The sequence below is a fragment of the Paraliobacillus sp. X-1268 genome (assembly GCF_003426095.1).
GTDB classification, from domain to species: Bacteria; Bacillota; Bacilli; order Bacillales; family Amphibacillaceae; genus Paraliobacillus_A; species Paraliobacillus_A zengyii.
In genome coordinates this window covers 239866-258100 of sequence record NZ_QJSK01000001.1, presented here as the reverse complement: position 1 = coordinate 258100, position 18235 = coordinate 239866, and the positions used below count along the sequence as shown (strand labels likewise).

The window sequence follows — 18235 nt, the reverse complement described above, 5'->3', positions numbered from 1 at the left end:
TGTACGCAAAATTTGTATTAAAGGACTGAGTCGTTCATGCAAAATTTACAGCAAACCGTATGGATGCATAAAATAAGAATCTTCTTCTTAATTGGATTAACCGTAACACTAGGCCTCTCTATAATTGTACAGGCTTTTGCTATGACAACTATTGTCGATGGGGTCTTTTTAAAAAACCAAACGTTTCATGCGATGATTCCATGGCTACTGTTATTGTTAATCGTTCTATTTATTCGCGCATTAACGGATTATATAAGTAAACGAATTGGTGTTTCACTAGCAAGTGATGTAAAAGGAAATGTACGTAAAAAACTATTATCTAAATATGCTGCCCGTCCTGTTCAACTGGCTGAAAAAGGACAAACGGGTAAGAAAGTTAGTATGTTATTAGACGGTGTCGATGAGATGGATAGTTTTTATAGTCAGTTTATTCCTCAAGTAATGCAGAGTACTTTTGTACCGTTACTTGCCATGATCGTAATTTTCACTCAACATGTTAATTCAGGAATTATATTGCTTGTTACAGCACCGTTTATTCCAATTTTTATGATTGTAATTGGCTTACAAACACAAAAAAAGTCAGAAGAAAAGCTAGATAAATTAGCTTCTTTTTCTGGCACTTTTTTAGATACATTACAAGGTCTTGTTACATTAAAACTATTTAACCGAACAAAACAGCAGAAAGATAAAATTGAAAAGAGTAGTTTAGGCTTTCGAGATACGACAATGGAGATTTTAAAAGTTGCTTTCACTCAATCTTTTATGCTTGAAGTCATTTCGATGCTAAGTATTGGTATTGTTGCTTTGGAATTAGCTATCCAGTTAATAATATATGAAAGTATTTCGTTTTTCACTGCATTTGTCATACTTGTGCTTGTACCTGAATTTTTTACGTCGTTGAAAGAACTTGGTACGACTTTTCATAATGGTAGAAGTAGTTTGGGCGCCGCTAAAAAAGTATTAGAAGAATTCGATGAAGAAGACGGTGCGATACAATGGGGAGAAAAGCAATTAAGTAAAGAAGGCGGACCTCCAATGATTACGTTGGAACAGGTAGACTTTAGTTATCCAGATAGTAATTTTAACTTGCAGGCTATCACAGCGACTTTTCACCCGAAACAGAAGATAGCAATTGTAGGAGCAAGTGGTGCGGGTAAATCTACGTTATTACATTTGTTGGCTGGTATGATCACTCCTGAACATGGTGCAATCAAACTTGATAATCAACCGCTTGTTGAATTTTCGGAGTCATCATGGCTTGGGAAGCTTTCTTATATTTCACAGCAACCATATATCTTTTCAGGTACAATCGGCGAGAATATCGAAATGGGAACAAACTTACCAGTTGATGAACAGGATATACGAAAAGCTGCGCAGTTAGCAGGAATTGCGCCATTGATTGAATCATTGGAGAAACAATACGATACACCCATTGGAGAAGCTGGTCGAGGATTATCTAGCGGGGAAAAACAACGTGTATCTATTGCACGTGCATTTTTAAAAAAGCCAAAAGTTGTCTTACTCGATGAACCAACACGTGGACTTGATCTAGCTACAGAAAAAATCTTACAACAATCTATCGAACAATTGTCCAAAACGGCAACTGTTATCACGGTAGCACATCGATTACACACGATTAAAAAAGCAGATCAAATTCTATTTATGGAAAAAGGACAATTACTAGCGATAGGAACACACGAAACATTGCTAGCTACTTTACCTGCTTATAAAGATATGGTGACGATTCAACAGGGGGGAGAAGAAGCATGAGCGCTCTTTTTAAAGTCATAAAACTTATGTTGATTGAGAAAAGGGATATTTTGTTTGCTATTTTATTTGGTTTTATTGCTGGTATTAGTAGCGTTGGACTATTTGCTGCTAGTGGCTATCTTATTTCCAAAGCAGCTTTAATGCCTCCATTCTATGCATTAATTATGCTTACTTCTACAGTTAAATTACTTGGGTTTATTAAAGCTAGTTCAAAATATGGCGAACGTATTTATTCTCACAGGGCAACTTTTACTATCTTAAGTAATTTACGTGTTACTTTTTTTGAAAAGTTAGAACCTCTTGTTCCACAAATTTTTCATAAGTATAGAAGTGGAGACATACTTGGTCGAGTAGTAGGAGATGTGGAGAGTTTACAGAATTTCTTTTTACGTGTTTTTTATCCACCAATTGTGTTATTACTCGTTTTTGTAACAACAATCTTATTTAGTAGCTTTTATTCCATTGAAATCGCGCTTATTTTATTAGTTGGTTTCTTACTAACGGTATTTGTTATCCCAGCTTTTTTTTCGTTACGACAAGTAAGAATTAATGGTAAAGTCAGACAAGAACGTGGAGATCTTTCAACGGAAATTACTGAATTGATGTATGGTTTTCGAGATTTAAAGATATTTCAACAATTAGAAAAAAAACAAGAACAAATAACTACGCAATCAGAAAGTTATATTGAAAAACAAAAACGTGAAAATATTAATAAAGTCTATAGTCAATCGTTTAATGGTTTTATAACCTTTATCGTAAGCTGGTTCGTACTTGCAGTCGGAGCTTATTTGGTTGTAGATGGTAGGTTAGAAGGGATATTTTTAGCTATGCTTGTTATGATCTCACTAACCGTTTTTGAACCTGCTGCTCCAATGGCTGTTTTCCCAATTTATATGCAAGAAAGTCGCGATGCATCCAGCCGTTTGTATGAGGTAGTGGAGGATCCAGATATTCAAGTTAGCGAAGTCGAAACTAACGTTGAACAAATCACTAATAAACCACCAATGATTGGATTTGAAAATATTACCTTCACGTATAGGGGGGATTGGCGCACAACCATTCCATCACTTAGTTTAGAGATTCCTGCAGGTTCGAAAACAGCGATTGTTGGAGCAAGTGGTTCAGGAAAATCAACCTTACTACAGTTAGTTTTGAAACTACAGCAAGTACAAGCAGGTAAAATTTATTGGGATCACCACGATATTTCAACTGTTTCAGGAAATGCATTGTGGGAACAGTCAAAAGTCGTGCTACAAGAAAATCATTTCTTTTATGGAACAATCCGTGAAAACTTATTAATCGCAGATTCTGATTTAGATGACATTGTATTGCATGAAGCATTAATGAATGTGCAACTTGAAAACTTTTCACTCGATGACCATGTATTAGAAAACGGTGAGAATCTTTCTGGCGGTGAAAAACAACGTCTAGCAATTGCTAGAGCAATCTTGAAAAACGGTCATATTTGGATTTTAGATGAGCCAACGTCATCACTTGATGCTAAAACAGAAGAAAAAATATATAAACAACTTTTTGAACAAGCACAAACAGATACATTATTGTTAGTTAGTCACCGTTTAAAAGGATTAGAAAAGATGGATCAAATTATAGTCATGGATCATGGTGAGATTATTGAATCGGGATCTTATACGAATTTAATGAAAAAGAATGGTTATTTTTATCAAATGAAGACACTGGAAGAAAGTTTACTTTAAGAGTATTGACATCTTCTTCCTAGATGTTATTCTATAGACAGAATAAAATAGCAAGAAAAACCACTAGAGGAGTCTTTATAAAAGACTGAGATTGAAGTGTTACTTCAAGACTCTTAGAACCTGATCTAGTTTAAACTAGCGGAGGGAAGTGGATGGGAATAAAGTCCTTTGGTTCTTTTACTTTATCATGCCACCACTTTCTTTTAATCAAGGAAGGTGGTTTTTTTATGCAGATAGGGAGGAAGTTGAGATGAAATTTTCACAATACATTCGGAAAGAGGCAGATCCAGTTTGGCAAGCTAGTTTTAATCATCCTTTTGTTAAGGGGATTGGTAATGGCACATTACCTTTAGAGAACTTTCGCTATTATGTCATGCAGGACTCTTATTATTTAGCACAATTTGCTCGTGTCCAGGCAATAGGTGCTGCAAAGGCGGAAGATTTAGAAACAACCAGTAGTATGGCGGCACATGCACAAGGAACTTATCAAGCAGAATTAGAATTACATCGTACTTTTTCTAAGCTATTATCTATTACTGAAGCAGAACAAAGAGCATTTAAACCTGCTCCTACCTCTTACGCTTATAGTTCACATATGTATCGAGCTGCTTATCATGGTCATCTAGGTGATGTGATTGCCGCAATATTACCTTGCTACTGGGTTTATTATGAAGTTGGAGAACAGTTAAAAAATAAAACACCAGATGAACAAATTTATCAAGAATGGATTAAAGCATACGGATCGGATTGGTTCAGAGCATTAGTAGAGGAACAAATTGATAGACTTGATCAACTAGCTGAAACTGTAACAGCCTCTGATCGAGAACGTATGAAAGAACACTTCTTACTTAGCAGTCAATATGAATATTTATTTTGGGATATGGCTTATAAATTAGAAAAATGGCCATTAGAAGAGATGGGATAATCCTGCTTGACTCGAATGGAGTAGGTGTTAATCCGACGGAAACGATCTGTGATTCGGCGGAAGTGTTAGAAATTAAGACTTAAGGTGATCTGCTTTCCCTCCTCCTTGTGTGTTAAACCCAATTCGAATTACAAAGTAGCAAGAAAAAAGCACTAGAAATAATCTAGTGCTTTTTTTACTACTCTTTATTTGGAATCTTTGCTTGCATTGGAGGGAGTATAATCCATCCTTTGTCTTTATTTAATCGAAGTGCTTTTGCTCCAGCTTGCGCTTTATTCATATGGAACTGGCCAAAAAGCATGGCAATATCTTCGCGAAGTGACTGTCCAATTATTGTACTACAAGCGATTAAACCTGCTGCAATGTTTGCAGAAACTACAGCACTAATTTCTTGATCACTGAACTTCGCACCAGATGGAATATCTTCAATGTCTGCGAGGGAACGTTCTGGAGGAGAAGGAGGCAAAGCTATTCCATTAACTTTAAGAATCTCTTCCACACTTTCCATTTCCTGTTTCATTCCTCGGTTTAAATCTTCTAATAAATTTTTTAATTCTTTATCACCTGTATGGTTAATAAATGTTTGATACGCCGCATAGTTACCTTTAGCAGCTGTTAGAAAGGACCACATGCTAAAAACTTCACCATAATGAAGTGGTTGTTTCTTTGGATTACCTGATAGTACACCCATTTCTAAACACTCCTTTGTTAAGTCTTACATAGATAGTCTTTTCATCAAGGCAAAACTTATTCCAGAAACATTGTAAATAATAATTTAAAATTGGTATAGATAAGACTTTTTGAGCAAAACTATAGCCGAAAAGGAGGAGAAAAAATGAAATTAGCTGCACACGAATTACAAGATTTAAATGAATTAACAATGAGTTGTGTGAACTCTGTGACTTCTATGGCGTACATGTTAGATCATGTTCAAGATCAGGAACTCAAACAATTATTAGAGCGTCATTTCCCGTTTCATGTAAGAGATTATAATATGAAAGTGGAATTTTTAAACAAGGTAGAAGGTGCAACAACAGAACTGCCATTATTTAAAGAAGATGGTAAAATACTATCCGATTATACACAGTCAAATATGAATGCCTATCCACCTGTACAACCTAGAGTGACTGTTACAGATATGAATGATAGAGAGATGGCAACGAACTATTTATTAACGTTAAAAAGAGCTGGCCGTGAATATGCCTGGTCTGCAATGGAAAGTGCTAATCCAGAAATTCGTTCTTTTTTACAAACAGCCTTTATGATGAGTTGTTCACATGCATATGAAGCATGGCAATACATGGTTAGTAAGGGATATTATCCATTAGAACCAGCTGATCAAGCTATGACTACAAAAATCGGCGCGATGTACCAGATAGTGCCTGAAGATCAACAGAAAATTCAAGCAATGATGATGAAATACGATGGTCAAAACCCGATTGCAGGTTCAAGTGATCAAATGTATCAATAGATAATAATATAAAAAAGAACTCTGTGACTAGAGTTCTTTTTTGTATTATGGTTTGAGTATTACTTTAATACAATTGTCTTCTTTTTTATTAAATATGTTATAACCATGTGATGCTTCATCTAGAGGTAGTGTATGTGTAATGATCTTTGTTGGGTCTATTTCACCATTCACTATTTGATTATAAATTGGTTCCATGAAAGACCTAGCATGTGCTTGGCCCGTCTTAATATTTATATTTCTAGAAAAGAAGGCGCCTAAAGGAAATAAATTATAATTACCTCCATACACACCAGTAATTTGATACGTTCCACATTTCTTAACAGCTTTCGTGGCAATCTGAATTGGTCCCATTGTTCCACCTTGCAATTTAAGTTTTTGTTCAACAAACTCTAAAGGGGACTTTTTACCATCCATACCGACACAATCAATGACAACGTCAGCACCACCATTTGTTACGTCTTTTAAAACTTCACCCATATCATCATGTTTCGTAAAGTCGAATATCTCTGTCTTGTTTACATTTTTAGAATACTGCAAACGATTATCGATATAATCTACAGCAATTACCCTTTCCGCACCTTTTTGCCATGCGAATTGTTGTGTCATTAATCCAATAGGACCGGAGCCCAAAACAATCACTGTATCTCCAGCTTTAACGCCTGCATTTTCTACACTCCAATATGCTGTTGGAAGCACATCAGAAAGAAATAGAAGTGACTCATCTTCAAGTTCGCAATCATCCGGAATTCGAAAAGGTGTGTAGTTCCCATAAGGAACACGTAAGTATTCAGCTTGTCCCCCTGGATGATCGCCAAATTTTTCTGAATAACCAAAATAACCACCTGAATCATAATGTGGATTTGCGTTATCACACTGACTTTCTTGGTGTGCGTTACAGTATTGACACGTTCCACAAGCAACAGTAAATGGAATTACAACACGGTCACCTTTTTTTAATTTAGTTACTTCAGAACCAACTTCTTCGACAATTCCCATTGGTTCATGTCCGATTACGTAGCCAATTGGCAATGGAAAGTTTCCTTGATACAAGTGCAGATCAGAACCACAAATTGCAGTAGAAGTAATCCGAACAATAATGTCTTGTTTATCTTGTATTTTTGGATAATCTACTTTTTTTACTGCAATTTCATATTTCCCTTGATACGTAACAGCTTTCACGAATTTCCACCTCAAATGATATAAGATTTAACACCTAAAGTATGTGTTAATTCGTCGAAATCATACAATATTCTAAAATTATGCAAGTATATTATTACGAAACCTACAAAAAATAAGTAGAGGAGGTGTTACTATCAAGCATTTTAATTTAATTGGGTTAAAAATCTTACTATTATTAGTAGTGCTTTATACAATATTGGGAATTGGGTATAATGTATCGTTTGGTAATGTAATGTTTATAAGCATTGTTTTAGGAATTTCTGCTTATTTAATTGGTGATTTGCTCATACTATCTCGAACGAATAATACAATTGCAACAACAGCTGATTTTGGGATGGCGTTTGTGATTATTTATCTAATGACTGACGGATTAACAGTAGGTGGAAATCCATTCGCAGCTGCATTAATTTCAGCTGTTGTAGTTGGGATATGTGAAGTTATTTTCCATAAATATGTTGCGAATAAATTGAATATGAGCAGTGATGATTTTATTCCAATAAATCGTACGAATTTTAGTACGGAGACGTCTGAGGAATTAACACCATATAAGGATGAAGAAGAAAAATAAATAAAATGAAGCATTCCAAACGAATGCTTCATTTGTTTTTGGTTATAAACATGTTAAAGGATCATGAATTATGCATTTTTACTAAATACAATAGTAGCATTTTTATTTCGATGAAAGTGGAGGTGTATTAAAGAGATTTGCTGGTGCGGGTTGTAGTTTAGGTATTCCTGCATATGGTACTGGTTGCGCGATGTATCTAAATTGCCCTCTGCCGTCAGGTGCAACACCTTGTGCCCATGGTCCATTAGCATCTGCTTGCCCTTGTGATGTATTGTATAAATCATACGAAACTTCTTGTTTTTCACATTCTCTTGGAAAATTAGTCGGAACAACAACATCTTGTGCTTGTGCTTCAAGCTCACGAATTGCTTCAATCCATTGGTTTTGGTGCGCAGTATCTCGTGCCAATAAAAAGCTTAGTGAATCTTTGACCAAAGGATCGTCTGTCATCTGGTATAAACGTGCTACTTGTAATCTTCCTTGCGATTCTGCTGTTACGTTAGCACGAAAGTCAGCAAGTAGGTTACCACTTGATATAATATAATCAGCTGACCATCTATTACCAACACTGTCTGCTGGCATGGCGCCCAAACCAGAAACAATCGCATGTTGCGGATTCATACCACCCATAATTGCAGCAAGTGCTGGGTCTGATTGGTATGCTTGTTCTTGCACGTCAATTGGTGTGTTATCTAATAATCTAGCAATAAGTGTTGCTAGAAGTTCAACGTGTGCAATTTCCTCAGTACCAATATCCAAGAGTAAATCACGATACTTTTTATTTCCTCTACAATTAAAACCTTGAAACAGATACTGCATTGTTACCGATATCTCGCCCCATTGACCACCTAATACTTCTTGTAATTTTTTTGCATAGACAGGATCTGGTCTTGAAACTTTTGCTTCATATTGAAGTTCTTTTACATGAAAAAACAATGTTACCCCTCCTATTTAATCAGACTATTCAAAGATATGTGGGCCTTCAACAAGATATTCCGATATGTAGAATAAGTAATTTATTTTTTCGGTTGTAAGAAAAAATATGCTGGCTATACTAAGGTGATATTTTCTTAAAAATAGAGGGAGGTCTATAAAATGGGGTCTAATAAAAAAGGAAAACAAAAGAAAATAAAATGGTGGCAATTAGCTTTAATCGGAATTGGTTGTACGATTGGCACTGGATTTTTTCTCGGATCAGCAATTGCAATTAAAAGAGCTGGACCTAGTGTAATTAGTTTATTTATTCTTGCCGCAATAGCTACGTATATTGTTTATGACGCATTATCAAGGATGAGTGTATCTGATCCACAGAAAGGATCATTTCGTACATATGCAAAAAAAGCATATGGGCGTTGGGCAGGATTTAGTAATGGCTGGGTTTATTGGTCGTCCGAATTATTAATAATGGGAAGTCAATTAACTGCTTTAGCAATCTTTTCACAATATTGGTTTCCAAATATTCCACTTTGGTTATTATCAAGTGTTTTTGCTGTTTTAGGTATTGGCGTGATCATTACTGGTGTTTCAGGTTTTGAACGAATTGAAAATATTTTTGGTGCAATGAAAATTGCTGCAATTCTAATGTTCATTATTATCGGTATTTTAGCTATTAGTGGTTTATTAAAGGGCGGAGCACCGGATCGTGCTTTCTCATTTACAGGAAGGGGATTATTCCCAGAAGGCTTTACTGGAATTTGGACCGCCTTTATCTATGTATTATATGCTTTCGGAGGTATCGAAGTTATGGGTATCATGTCCAATGAACTTAAGAACTCAAAAGATGCCCCGAAAGCCGGAAAAGTAATGCTCTCTGTTTTAACGATAATTTATGTTACTTCGATTGGTTTAGCGGTTTGGATTGCACCAAATAACAAGTTCACCACTGATGAGAGCCCTTTTATCATGGTAATTAATCAATTTGATTTAACTGTCATTGCGCATATATTTAATGGTGTATTAATAATTGGTGGTTTTTCAACCATGGTTGCATCGCTTTATGGCATTACAACTATTTTAACTTCATTATCAGAAGATAAAGATGCACCAGCATTATTTTCTAAGACTGGGCCTCGAAATGTTCCTTATTATTCTGTCATCCTTACAACTATTGGACTGATTGCCTCAATTGTAGTTGCTATACTCTTACCTGGAAAAATTTATGAGTATTTAACGACTGCAGCAAGTCTCATGTTGTTGTATATATGGATTTTCATTTTGTTTTCCTACCATAAATTAATAGATATAAACGGTTGGAAAAAAATCAAACGATGGATAGGTATTTGTTTATTATTTACTGGTATTATTGGAACATTATTTGATAAAGTGGCCCGCATTGGTTTTTTTATTAGTTTTGCTTTTATACTAATTATTTCAATTGTCACTTTCATGATGAGGAAGAAGTGGCGGTCAGAATCTAAATAACAACTGAAGTGCTTGAAAGCCAAAGTAGCCAGCAAATCCGAATAATGATAGGGCTGATACAAACGATATACCTTTAAGCAAGGCTGGTGTTAGAATCTTTCTAAAACTACTAGAGAGAACTGCCATCGTTACATCCCACAACATCAATCCTAACAAAACAGCACTACCATACATGATAACATGTGGCATATCATAGTGATGGATTGTATTTGCTAAAATAGATCCATAAATACCGAGCCAAAATAAAATTGATAAAGGATTCGTTATCGTTAAGAAAAATCCACTCCAGAAAGTTCTTTTAAGTGAATCCGTTTGTCTATTAGTTGCATTGTCTATTTTAGGTACACTAACCATGTTCTCAATTGCTGTGTAAAGAAGTACGAACGTACCGAACGACCATAGAAATGTTTTCATGATTGGCATTTCTAAAAAATGAACAAGTCCAAAAAAGATTGCAATGATAAATAAAAACTCACCAACAATTGAACCTAATCCAATTAACCATGAATGAAAAAAACCATTTTTGATACCTTGATTAATTTGTGCTGCATTAATCGGACCGATTGGAGCAGCTAAAGATAATCCCAATACTAGATAACTTAAAAATACACCCACCAAAATCACTCCTTTTACTGGCTTGTACTATTTTTATTCAAGATGTTGTATTGCTATGCGAATAAATAGTAATTCTATGGTCATGCTAAGTAGAAAAGGAGTGGGTAAAATGTTTTCACATATTAAGAAACTTCAATACACAGCTAAACCAACTACGCCTGATCCCGTTTATGCTAAAAAACTACAAGAGATTTTAGGTGGTCAATACGGTGAAATATCGGTAATGATGCAATATTTATTTCAAGGGTGGAACTGTAGAGCAACTGGAAAATATAAAGATATGCTTTTAGATATTGGAACAGAAGAGATAGCACATGTAGAAATGTTAGCTACTATGATCGCACAACTCTTAGATAATGCACCAGTTCAAGATCAAGAGGCTGGGGCAAAAGATCCTGTTATCGAGGCAGTTCTAGGAGGAATGAATCCGCAGCACGCAATTGTCAATGGTCTAGGAGCACAACCAAATGATAGTGCTGGTTACCCTTGGAACGCGCGCTATACTATTTCTAGTGGTAACTTACTAGCTGATTTCAGAGCAAATTTAAATGCTGAATCACAGGGACGATTGCAAGCAGTAAGATTATACGAGATTGCAACTGATCCAGGAGTGAAGGACATGCTTTCCTTCCTTATTGCAAGAGACACCATGCACCAAAATCAATGGATGGCAGCGATTGAAGAATTGGAGCAAAAGCAAGGTGCTGTTGTACCATCTACATTTAATGCTGAAAAACACAAGCAAGATGTGGCATATGCATTTATGAACTTTTCTGAAGGTGAAGAGAGTAAAGCTGGACGCTGGGCAAGTGGAACATCAATGGACGGCAAAGGAAACTTTGAATATATTCAGAATCCACAAGCAAATGGACAAAATCCAAGTCTAATGCCAGCACCGATCTATATTCATGGAACACCACCACTCCAGTAGTAAATAAAGAGAGCCTCTACTTTGCACATGCGAAGTAGAGGCTCTCTTTATTTTATGCTATTAATTTTTTACAAGCATCTTCACATGCATAACAAGCATCAGCACATTTTTTACAATGGTCATGATCATGTTTAGCACATTCATCCCCACAAGCTTTACAAGCTGTTGCGCACAGTTGTGCGTATTCTTGTACAAAAGCTGTATCATACGTAAGAGCTTGTTCAAAAGAAGCACAAATTGTTGCACATTCTCGATCTAAACGAATACATGCCTCCATTTTATTTGCATCCTCTTCAAAACAAGAGGTGTAACAATGATTACAAGCCTCCATACATTCGTGCAATGTTTTAATTATTTCTTCATATTTCTGATGACTCATTTCCAATGTCCTCCTTTAAATCTTATCTAGTTATAATACCCAGCGTGAATCTCACTAAACATTATAAGTAAAAATTTTACTTGAGTATTATAAAAGGCTTAGGAAATAATAATGTAAATAAATCTCAGTTTTAATACGTTAATTAAAGGGTAACATTCAGTATAATGGACAATTTTAAAAGAGTACGTATGAATAAGGAGTTATACAACATGAAGCTATTAAATTTACTGAGTAATATAAAATTTAAACAGATTAAAAATCAAAATTTAAATGAGATAGAAATTCATGGTATTGCTGAATCCTCATCTGAAGTGAAACCAGGTTTTATTTTCGTTGCGATTAAGGGTTATAGATCAGACGGACATGACTATATTGAAGATGCGATAAAAAATGGTGCATCTATCATCATTGGAGAAAAACAGTTTACTGATTTATCGGTACCATTTATTAATGTAAGTAACAGTCGTAAAGCGTTAGCGGTTATAGCGGGAAACTTTTATGGAAATCCATCTCACAATAAAATAATGATTGCTATTACGGGAACGAATGGAAAAACAACAACAAGTTATCTCGTCAAGCACATATTAGAAAGTAATGGCATGTCTTGTGGATTAGTTGGAACAATTGAAACTATTATTAATGGCGAAAGTAATCCGTCTATTAATACAACTCCGGGTTCACTCACACTCAACAGATTATTGTATGAAAGTAATGATCAAGTCATCATTTTGGAAGCTTCTTCACACGGCCTATTACAATATCGACTGGAAGGAATAAATTTTGATAGTTGTCTCTTTCTGAACTTAAGCCACGAACACTTAGATTATCATGATTCTATTGAAGAATATTTCGAAACAAAAGCAACACTTTTTCAATTGTTAAAAGAAAACGGACAAGCTATTATAAACACGGATGATAGTTGGGGAGCAAAGTTAAATGAGCGATTACAGCTTGATGAAGTTAACACTTCTACAATAGGAAAAAGTGCTACTAATGATTACTGCATTGAAATAACTGGGCAAGATGGTTCGTTCAAAATAAAAAGAGAAGGAAGAACAGAGGAAATAAATCCATCAATGAAGGGCATTCATAATATATATAATTCCAGCATGGCTTATGCAGTTGCACACCAACTTGGAGCTAACGAGAGATTAATAAGTAAGTCATTAAAAAATTTCCCAGGTGTTGATGGTCGATTTCAAGTGTTCCCGCAACAAAATGGCGCAAATGTTGTTGTTGATTACGCACATACTACGGATGCTTTTTATCATTGTTTACATACAGCTAAAGTAGCCGGCGCTAAAAGAATTGTTCACATATTTGGTTTTAGAGGAAATCGAGACAAGACGAAACGAAAAGACATGCTTGAGATTACAGCTAAACTGAGTGATCAATATTTATTAACATTGGATGATTTAAATACAGTACCTTTGGAAGACATGATTGAAACGCTAGAAAATATTCACAACACTATCGGTAACCATAAAGGATTAGTGATCCCAGATCGAACTTTAGCCATTCAACAAGCAATGGTTACAAGTCAGAATGGTGATTGGATTATTATTACTGGAAAAGGTCATGAACCTTATCAACAATCATTTAGCTTACCTACCAAATCCGATAAAGAAACTGTAACTTACTTAACAGAATAAGTTGTCTATAAACTAGTATGCTTAATACTTTATGTCACCTTTTGATTTACAATTCGTATAATTATATATAGCTTCAAGAGGAAGGAAGAATTAAACGTGAAAAATAGAGTAACCCGTTCTGTTAGTGACAGAAAAATATTTGGTGTTTTTGGTGGAATTGGTAATTATTTTAACATTGATCCAACTATATTAAGATTGGCTTATGTAGCTTTGACTATATTTAATCCAACTTTACTATTAGTTTATATTTTAGCTATATTTATCATACCTGAGGAAAAGACTTAACTGTAATGTATCTATTTACACTATTAAGAGACTGTTAAAGGTTCTGTCATTCAATTTAGAATAGAAATGCATTGTCGAAATTAGTCTAATCATTGATTGCATTATAAAAGGAAATGAATGTTATAATAAGAACATCAATGAATTATAGAAGGTGATAGTTATGAAAATAATTTGTTTTGGAGATAGTCTTACACGTGGGGTCTCTGTAGCAAAGGGTAGATTGCGTATTTTAAAAGAGAACTATCCTGCTTTTTTACAGCAATTATTTTATGAAAATGAGGGAGAAACTGTTAACGTTATAAACAAAGGTGTTTTTAATGCTAATTCTGACTCTTTACTTTCCAGATTAAATAAAGATGTAATAGACCAACATCCTGATTATGCTATAATTGAAATTGGTGGCAATGATTGCAATTTTAATTGGCAAGAGGTTGTGAAAAGCCCACGTTTTGAACATGCTCCTATTGTTCCAATTGACCGTTATTTAGAAAACATTCGAACAATCGTTACAAAAGTCCAAGAAAGTGGTATAACTCCAATTATTTCCACATTGCCACCTTTAGATCCGGTACGTTATTATAAAAATGTTTCTGATAAATATAGTGATGTAGTTGGACATCTGATTAGTTCTATGGGTGGTATCGAACATTGGCATGGTATATATAACCGCAATTTAAATAAGTTGGCAGATGAGTTAGGTGTTTTAAAAATTGATGTTAGAAGCGCAATAAAAAAAGCAGGAGACCTTGCCGAATTAATCAGTGATGACGGTATACATCTAACTGCAAAAGGGTATAAAGTTTTTAGTCAAGATGTATATAAAAACATAATGAATTTTGTCAAATAAAATAAAATTTAAGCAAAGATAACTATATGTAGTAGTATGTGGCGTGCACATTAGTACACGCCACAAATATCTATTTGTTAGCTATTAATAAATAGCTGCACCTACAATAATTAGGAGAATAAACAATACAACAATTAATGAAAAACCGCCACCAAATCCTGCACCTGTACCTACACCATATCCAGCACCGGCACCATATCCGACTGGAGCACCATAACCGCCATAACCTAAACTCATATATTTTTCCTCCTTCTTTATTCGTTAGTCATTCCTTCTTCTTTCTTAATAACCGAAACCGCCACCATAAGAAGCTCCTATGATTATTAACAATATAAACAATACGATGAGTAATGCAAAACCTCCACCAAATCCTGCTGTTGGTGCAGCTGCTACTGGTTCACCCATTAGTAAATCCCTCCTTTTCTTAATGGCTCTAAGAGTATACTATGTCATGGTTAACATAATGTTATGGACAAATGCCTGGTTATTCTAAAAAGGTGGGTAAAAGTCATTAAACATACTTTTTAGTTTTTTTATGGTATACTTTAGAAGAAAATAATTAACAATTCTGCAATGATGCAGGAGAGGTTCTAGCTACACCCTCTATAAAAAACTAAGGATGGACGTTACCTTCCTTAAGGTACCGTTTTTTTATTTTGTTATGGGTGTGTGGAATTCTCTTTGTTACTTGAAAGGAGAATTTTTTTATGAAAAAAAATAGTAAAGCAATTGTTGTATTCAGTGGAGGGCAAGATAGCACCACGTGTTTGTTCTGGGCGCTTCAAAATTATGAGCATGTTGAAGCTGTCACATTCGATTATAATCAAAGGCACAATGATGAAATAGAAGTAGCAAAAGAAATTGCTACAGAATTAAACGTTAAACATCATGTTTTAGATATGTCATTGTTAAACCAATTAGCACCTAGTGCGTTAACGCGCGATGATATCGAGGTTAAAGAAGGAGATAATGGTGATTTACCTTCGACATTTGTACCAGGAAGAAACTTACTCTTTTTATCTTTTGCGACTATATTAGCCAAACAAATTGATGCAAAACACATTATTACTGGTGTATGTGAGACTGATTTTAGTGGGTATCCAGATTGTCGTGATATATTTATTAAATCATTAAATGTCACCCTTAACTTATCAATGGATGATGGATTTGTTATTCATACACCACTAATGTGGTTAGATAAAGCTGAGACGTGGAAGTTAGCGGATGAATTAAATCGATTTACATATATTCGCGAAAAAACGTTAACCTGTTACCACGGCGTTCGTGGGGATGGCTGTGGAGATTGTCCTTCTTGTAAGTTACGTCAGAACGGACTAGATGCGTACCTTAAAGAACGCGATGAGGTGAACGATTAATGTATGGTTTTACGATTGTTGAGAACTTGCAGAAAATAAATGAAGATATAAAACGTCACGAACTTAAATATCACACAAAACGGGTGATGGTTAGTAAAGAGTTCACATTTGATGCTGCACATCACCTTCATTGTTATCAAGGAAAGTGTAAAAACTTACATGGACATACGTACAAAGTTATCTTCGGAATAAGTGGTATGGTAGATGAAATTGGCTTAGTTATTGACTTTGGCGATATTAAAGAGATTTGGAAGGAAGAGATTGAAATTCATCTTGACCATCGTTATCTTAATGATACATTACCAAACATGAACACAACGGCAGAGAATATGGTCGTATGGATTTATCAAAAGATGGAAAAAGCACTTGAAACGCATGCAACTCATTTTCGTGTTGAATTTGTTAAACTATATGAAACACCAACAAGTTATGCTGAAGCTAGACGGGAGTGGATGGACGTTGAATAAATTCCCAGTACTTGAAATATTCGGTCCAACCATCCAAGGAGAGGGCATGGTTGTAGGTCGGAAAACGATGTTCGTTCGAACAGCTGGTTGTGATTACAGCTGCTCTTGGTGTGATTCAGCCTTTACCTGGGACGGCAGTGCAAAGGACCAAATCGAAAGACTAACTGCAGATGAAATTATTAAAAAATTAAAAGAAACAGGTGGAGATAAATTTGATCATGTTACAATATCAGGAGGAAATCCTGCACTTTTAGCAAAGCTTGATGAGTTAGTTGACGCCTTACATGAGCAAGATATGGAAGTAGCGCTCGAAACACAAGGAAGTCGTTGGCAGGAATGGTTTCTTAAAGTTAATGACCTCACCATCTCACCAAAACCACCAAGTTCTAAGATGAAGACAGATTGGGAGAAGCTAGACCTTATTATTAAAAACATACAAAGTGCTAATCATTCTCAAAAGACCAGTCTAAAAGTAGTGGTGTTCGATGATGATGATTTACTTTATGCTGAAAATGTTCACGAAAGATATCCTGATATCGCCTTCTTTTTACAAGTAGGTAATGATGAGTTAGCTGAAAATAATGTTTCCAATCTTGCCAGTCATTTACTAGATAAATATGAATGGTTGATTGATAAAGTTGTAGCATCTACAAAATTAAATCATGCTCGTGTTCTGCCACAAGTTCATGCACTTGTCTGGGGTAATAAACGGGGCGTTTAAAAGAATATCCAATTGGATATTCTTTTTTTATTTGTTTTATAAAATAAAGCTAACTATATAGTTTAAAACACGGAACTAAGACATTTATTCTAATTATAAGATTCTCTGATGCAACGGTATATACGGCACACTTGTCTATATAAGTCCAGTTTCATGTCGAAAAACAGCCCTTAAAAAATGTTTGATTTAGTTTTAATTATCCAGATTGACAATTTTTTTATAGGTTTTATAAGAGTGGATTATCGCTATAGCAGCACCTATCATAAACAAAGAAAATCCATAGATAAAGCTGTACTTGGGAATAATCATTATAAGTATGATACTTATAATACCGGTCAAAAGGAACAACTTACCTGTGAATCCATGTGTTATATCCCAAACTCTTTCTTCACTCATTGTCCATTCTGTACGAACACCGAATATCGAATTTGTTTTTACTTTTGGCATTAAAGAACCGGTGATCATTAAGATAAATGAAAAAATTAGTCCCGTTATTACGTTCACATCAAGATTGTAACCTAAATTAATAATAATGATGGTGATATAGAATGTAAAAATCGTTAATAAAGTAATCATAATTAGTGTTTTTTTCATATTATCGCTTATATCATCTTGGGAAGTTCTAAATATGAAACGAAATAGAGCATAAATTAGAATCATTATGAAAGGCATTGAATGTAAAGCTATTGACTCGATTGTAGTAGTGGCAACTTCACCGTTCAACCAATTAATGGCTATTTTGTTATTTAAACCAGAGTAGAAAAACACACTTATTAGCATTGATATTATAAGTATACTAATATTAGGAATCCTCTTTTTCAATTTTATCACCTTCATTAGTTTTAATGACTTAACTGTTGAAGATTTTCTCAATTTATTTTTCAAATCATTTTCTCTAATTTAAATCACGTTA

Annotated in this window: 21 protein-coding genes and 2 riboswitches; of the genes, 13 read left to right on the top strand and 8 right to left on the bottom strand. The window is 34.8% G+C overall.

The genetic code is table 11. The features are described 5' to 3' along the window. The first annotated feature begins 36 nt into the window (after window positions 1-36). From cydD to tenA, 3 genes are all read left to right on the top strand, one after another. Window positions 37-1770, top strand: a complete 1734-nt coding sequence (gene cydD / locus D2K62_RS01415) for a thiol reductant ABC exporter subunit CydD (RefSeq protein WP_112181050.1) — start codon at window positions 37-39, stop codon at window positions 1768-1770. Next, on the top strand, window positions 1767-3485 hold the full coding sequence (gene cydC, locus D2K62_RS01410; protein ID WP_117160786.1) for a thiol reductant ABC exporter subunit CydC: 1719 nt from the start codon (window positions 1767-1769) through the stop codon (window positions 3483-3485). The genes cydD and cydC overlap by 4 nt, the downstream gene beginning before the upstream one ends. A 55-nt stretch (window positions 3486-3540) precedes the next feature. Beyond that, a riboswitch (TPP riboswitch) is annotated at window positions 3541-3649 on the top strand. A gap of 86 nt (window positions 3650-3735) precedes the next feature. Further along, window positions 3736-4410, top strand: a complete 675-nt coding sequence (tenA, locus tag D2K62_RS01405; protein WP_117160992.1) for a thiaminase II — start codon at window positions 3736-3738, stop codon at window positions 4408-4410. Window positions 4411-4588: 178 nt separating this feature from the next. On the opposite strand, the gene D2K62_RS01400 is transcribed toward tenA, so the two are convergent. Further along, a complete protein-coding gene (locus D2K62_RS01400; protein WP_117160785.1) occupies window positions 4589-5101 on the bottom strand; it encodes a DUF3231 family protein in 513 nt (170 codons plus the stop codon). Between the two features lie 144 nt (window positions 5102-5245). On the opposite strand from D2K62_RS01400, the gene D2K62_RS01395 reads away from it, so the two are divergent. Next, window positions 5246-5881: a spore coat protein gene (locus D2K62_RS01395; protein ID WP_117160784.1), complete on the top strand. Its 636-nt coding sequence runs from the start codon at window positions 5246-5248 to the stop codon at window positions 5879-5881. 45 nt (window positions 5882-5926) lie between these two features. On the opposite strand, the gene D2K62_RS01390 is transcribed toward D2K62_RS01395, so the two are convergent. Continuing rightward, window positions 5927-7060 carry a zinc-dependent alcohol dehydrogenase gene (locus tag D2K62_RS01390; protein WP_117160783.1) on the bottom strand — a complete coding sequence of 378 codons (1134 nt, stop codon included), beginning with the start codon at window positions 7058-7060 and terminating at the stop codon, window positions 5927-5929. Window positions 7061-7148: 88 nt separating this feature from the next. Between D2K62_RS01390 and D2K62_RS01385 the strand changes: the two genes are divergently transcribed. Continuing rightward, entirely contained in the window at window positions 7149-7628 is a 480-nt protein-coding gene (locus D2K62_RS01385; RefSeq protein WP_369974625.1) for a DUF2512 family protein, read from the top strand. Between the two features lie 102 nt (window positions 7629-7730). Here D2K62_RS01385 and D2K62_RS01380 read toward each other — a convergent pair whose 3' ends face one another. Continuing rightward, complete coding sequence (locus D2K62_RS01380) at window positions 7731-8564, bottom strand: manganese catalase (protein ID WP_117160781.1); 834 nt, start codon at window positions 8562-8564, stop codon at window positions 7731-7733. Between the two features lie 159 nt (window positions 8565-8723). On the opposite strand from D2K62_RS01380, the gene D2K62_RS01375 reads away from it, so the two are divergent. After that, window positions 8724-10049 carry an amino acid permease gene (locus D2K62_RS01375; RefSeq protein WP_117160780.1) on the top strand — a complete coding sequence of 442 codons (1326 nt, stop codon included), beginning with the start codon at window positions 8724-8726 and terminating at the stop codon, window positions 10047-10049. On the opposite strand, the gene D2K62_RS01370 is transcribed toward D2K62_RS01375, so the two are convergent. Further along, complete coding sequence (locus D2K62_RS01370) at window positions 10035-10664, bottom strand: LysE family transporter (protein ID WP_112181058.1); 630 nt, start codon at window positions 10662-10664, stop codon at window positions 10035-10037. The genes D2K62_RS01375 and D2K62_RS01370 overlap by 15 nt on opposite strands. 109 nt (window positions 10665-10773) lie before the next feature. Between D2K62_RS01370 and D2K62_RS01365 the strand changes: the two genes are divergently transcribed. Beyond that, window positions 10774-11595, top strand: a complete 822-nt coding sequence (locus D2K62_RS01365) for a manganese catalase (RefSeq protein WP_117160779.1) — start codon at window positions 10774-10776, stop codon at window positions 11593-11595. Between the two features lie 52 nt (window positions 11596-11647). Here D2K62_RS01365 and D2K62_RS01360 read toward each other — a convergent pair whose 3' ends face one another. Beyond that, window positions 11648-11974: a four-helix bundle copper-binding protein gene (locus tag D2K62_RS01360; RefSeq protein ID WP_112181060.1), complete on the bottom strand. Its 327-nt coding sequence runs from the start codon at window positions 11972-11974 to the stop codon at window positions 11648-11650. Window positions 11975-12183: 209 nt separating this feature from the next. Between D2K62_RS01360 and D2K62_RS01355 the strand changes: the two genes are divergently transcribed. The 3 genes from D2K62_RS01355 (at window position 12184) to D2K62_RS01345 (ending at window position 14758) form a co-directional block, all read left to right on the top strand. Beyond that, on the top strand, window positions 12184-13626 hold the full coding sequence (locus D2K62_RS01355; RefSeq protein ID WP_117160778.1) for a UDP-N-acetylmuramoyl-L-alanyl-D-glutamate--2,6-diaminopimelate ligase: 1443 nt from the start codon (window positions 12184-12186) through the stop codon (window positions 13624-13626). Between the two features lie 96 nt (window positions 13627-13722). Further along, window positions 13723-13911: a PspC domain-containing protein gene (locus D2K62_RS01350; protein ID WP_112181062.1), complete on the top strand. Its 189-nt coding sequence runs from the start codon at window positions 13723-13725 to the stop codon at window positions 13909-13911. A gap of 160 nt (window positions 13912-14071) precedes the next feature. Further along, a complete protein-coding gene (locus D2K62_RS01345; protein ID WP_112181063.1) occupies window positions 14072-14758 on the top strand; it encodes an SGNH/GDSL hydrolase family protein in 687 nt (228 codons plus the stop codon). An 84-nt stretch (window positions 14759-14842) separates the two neighbouring features. Here D2K62_RS01345 and D2K62_RS01340 read toward each other — a convergent pair whose 3' ends face one another. Continuing rightward, window positions 14843-14995, bottom strand: coding sequence for a YjcZ family sporulation protein (locus tag D2K62_RS01340; RefSeq protein WP_117160777.1), 153 nt, complete (start codon window positions 14993-14995; stop codon window positions 14843-14845). 45 nt (window positions 14996-15040) lie between these two features. Continuing rightward, window positions 15041-15163 carry a YjcZ family sporulation protein gene (locus D2K62_RS01335; protein WP_112181065.1) on the bottom strand — a complete coding sequence of 41 codons (123 nt, stop codon included), beginning with the start codon at window positions 15161-15163 and terminating at the stop codon, window positions 15041-15043. 173 nt (window positions 15164-15336) lie between these two features. Further along, a riboswitch (PreQ1 riboswitch) is annotated at window positions 15337-15381 on the top strand. 84 nt (window positions 15382-15465) lie between these two features. Between D2K62_RS01335 and queC the strand changes: the two genes are divergently transcribed. Genes queC through queE form a run of 3 tightly spaced genes read left to right on the top strand, consistent with a single transcriptional unit; the run spans window position 15466 to window position 17322 of the window. After that, window positions 15466-16134 carry a 7-cyano-7-deazaguanine synthase QueC gene (gene queC / locus D2K62_RS01330; protein WP_117160776.1) on the top strand — a complete coding sequence of 223 codons (669 nt, stop codon included), beginning with the start codon at window positions 15466-15468 and terminating at the stop codon, window positions 16132-16134. Continuing rightward, on the top strand, window positions 16134-16601 hold the full coding sequence (queD, locus tag D2K62_RS01325) for a 6-carboxytetrahydropterin synthase QueD (RefSeq protein WP_112181067.1): 468 nt from the start codon (window positions 16134-16136) through the stop codon (window positions 16599-16601). The genes queC and queD overlap by 1 nt, the downstream gene beginning before the upstream one ends. After that, complete coding sequence (queE, locus tag D2K62_RS01320) at window positions 16594-17322, top strand: 7-carboxy-7-deazaguanine synthase QueE (RefSeq protein ID WP_198671266.1); 729 nt, start codon at window positions 16594-16596, stop codon at window positions 17320-17322. Before queD ends, queE begins: the two co-directional genes overlap by 8 nt. 192 nt (window positions 17323-17514) lie before the next feature. On the opposite strand, the gene D2K62_RS01315 is transcribed toward queE, so the two are convergent. After that, entirely contained in the window at window positions 17515-18207 is a 693-nt protein-coding gene (locus tag D2K62_RS01315; protein WP_117160774.1) for an SdpI family protein, read from the bottom strand. Between the last annotated feature and the right edge of the window lie 28 nt (window positions 18208-18235).

Coding starts and splice junctions, on each gene's coding strand:
- cydD (WP_112181050.1), top strand. CDS start 37: ATGCAAAATTTACAGCAAACCGTATGGATGCATAAAATAAGAATCTTC.
- cydC (WP_117160786.1), top strand. CDS start 1,767: ATGAGCGCTCTTTTTAAAGTCATAAAACTTATGTTGATTGAGAAAAGG.
- tenA (WP_117160992.1), top strand. CDS start 3,736: ATGAAATTTTCACAATACATTCGGAAAGAGGCAGATCCAGTTTGGCAA.
- D2K62_RS01400 (WP_117160785.1), bottom strand. CDS start 5,101: ATGGGTGTACTATCAGGTAATCCAAAGAAACAACCACTTCATTATGGT.
- D2K62_RS01395 (WP_117160784.1), top strand. CDS start 5,246: ATGAAATTAGCTGCACACGAATTACAAGATTTAAATGAATTAACAATG.
- D2K62_RS01375 (WP_117160780.1), top strand. CDS start 8,724: ATGGGGTCTAATAAAAAAGGAAAACAAAAGAAAATAAAATGGTGGCAA.
- D2K62_RS01365 (WP_117160779.1), top strand. CDS start 10,774: ATGTTTTCACATATTAAGAAACTTCAATACACAGCTAAACCAACTACG.
- D2K62_RS01360 (WP_112181060.1), bottom strand. CDS start 11,974: ATGAGTCATCAGAAATATGAAGAAATAATTAAAACATTGCACGAATGT.
- D2K62_RS01355 (WP_117160778.1), top strand. CDS start 12,184: ATGAAGCTATTAAATTTACTGAGTAATATAAAATTTAAACAGATTAAA.
- D2K62_RS01345 (WP_112181063.1), top strand. CDS start 14,072: ATGAAAATAATTTGTTTTGGAGATAGTCTTACACGTGGGGTCTCTGTA.
- D2K62_RS01340 (WP_117160777.1), bottom strand. CDS start 14,995: ATGAGTTTAGGTTATGGCGGTTATGGTGCTCCAGTCGGATATGGTGCC.
- D2K62_RS01335 (WP_112181065.1), bottom strand. CDS start 15,163: ATGGGTGAACCAGTAGCAGCTGCACCAACAGCAGGATTTGGTGGAGGT.
- queC (WP_117160776.1), top strand. CDS start 15,466: ATGAAAAAAAATAGTAAAGCAATTGTTGTATTCAGTGGAGGGCAAGAT.
- queD (WP_112181067.1), top strand. CDS start 16,134: ATGTATGGTTTTACGATTGTTGAGAACTTGCAGAAAATAAATGAAGAT.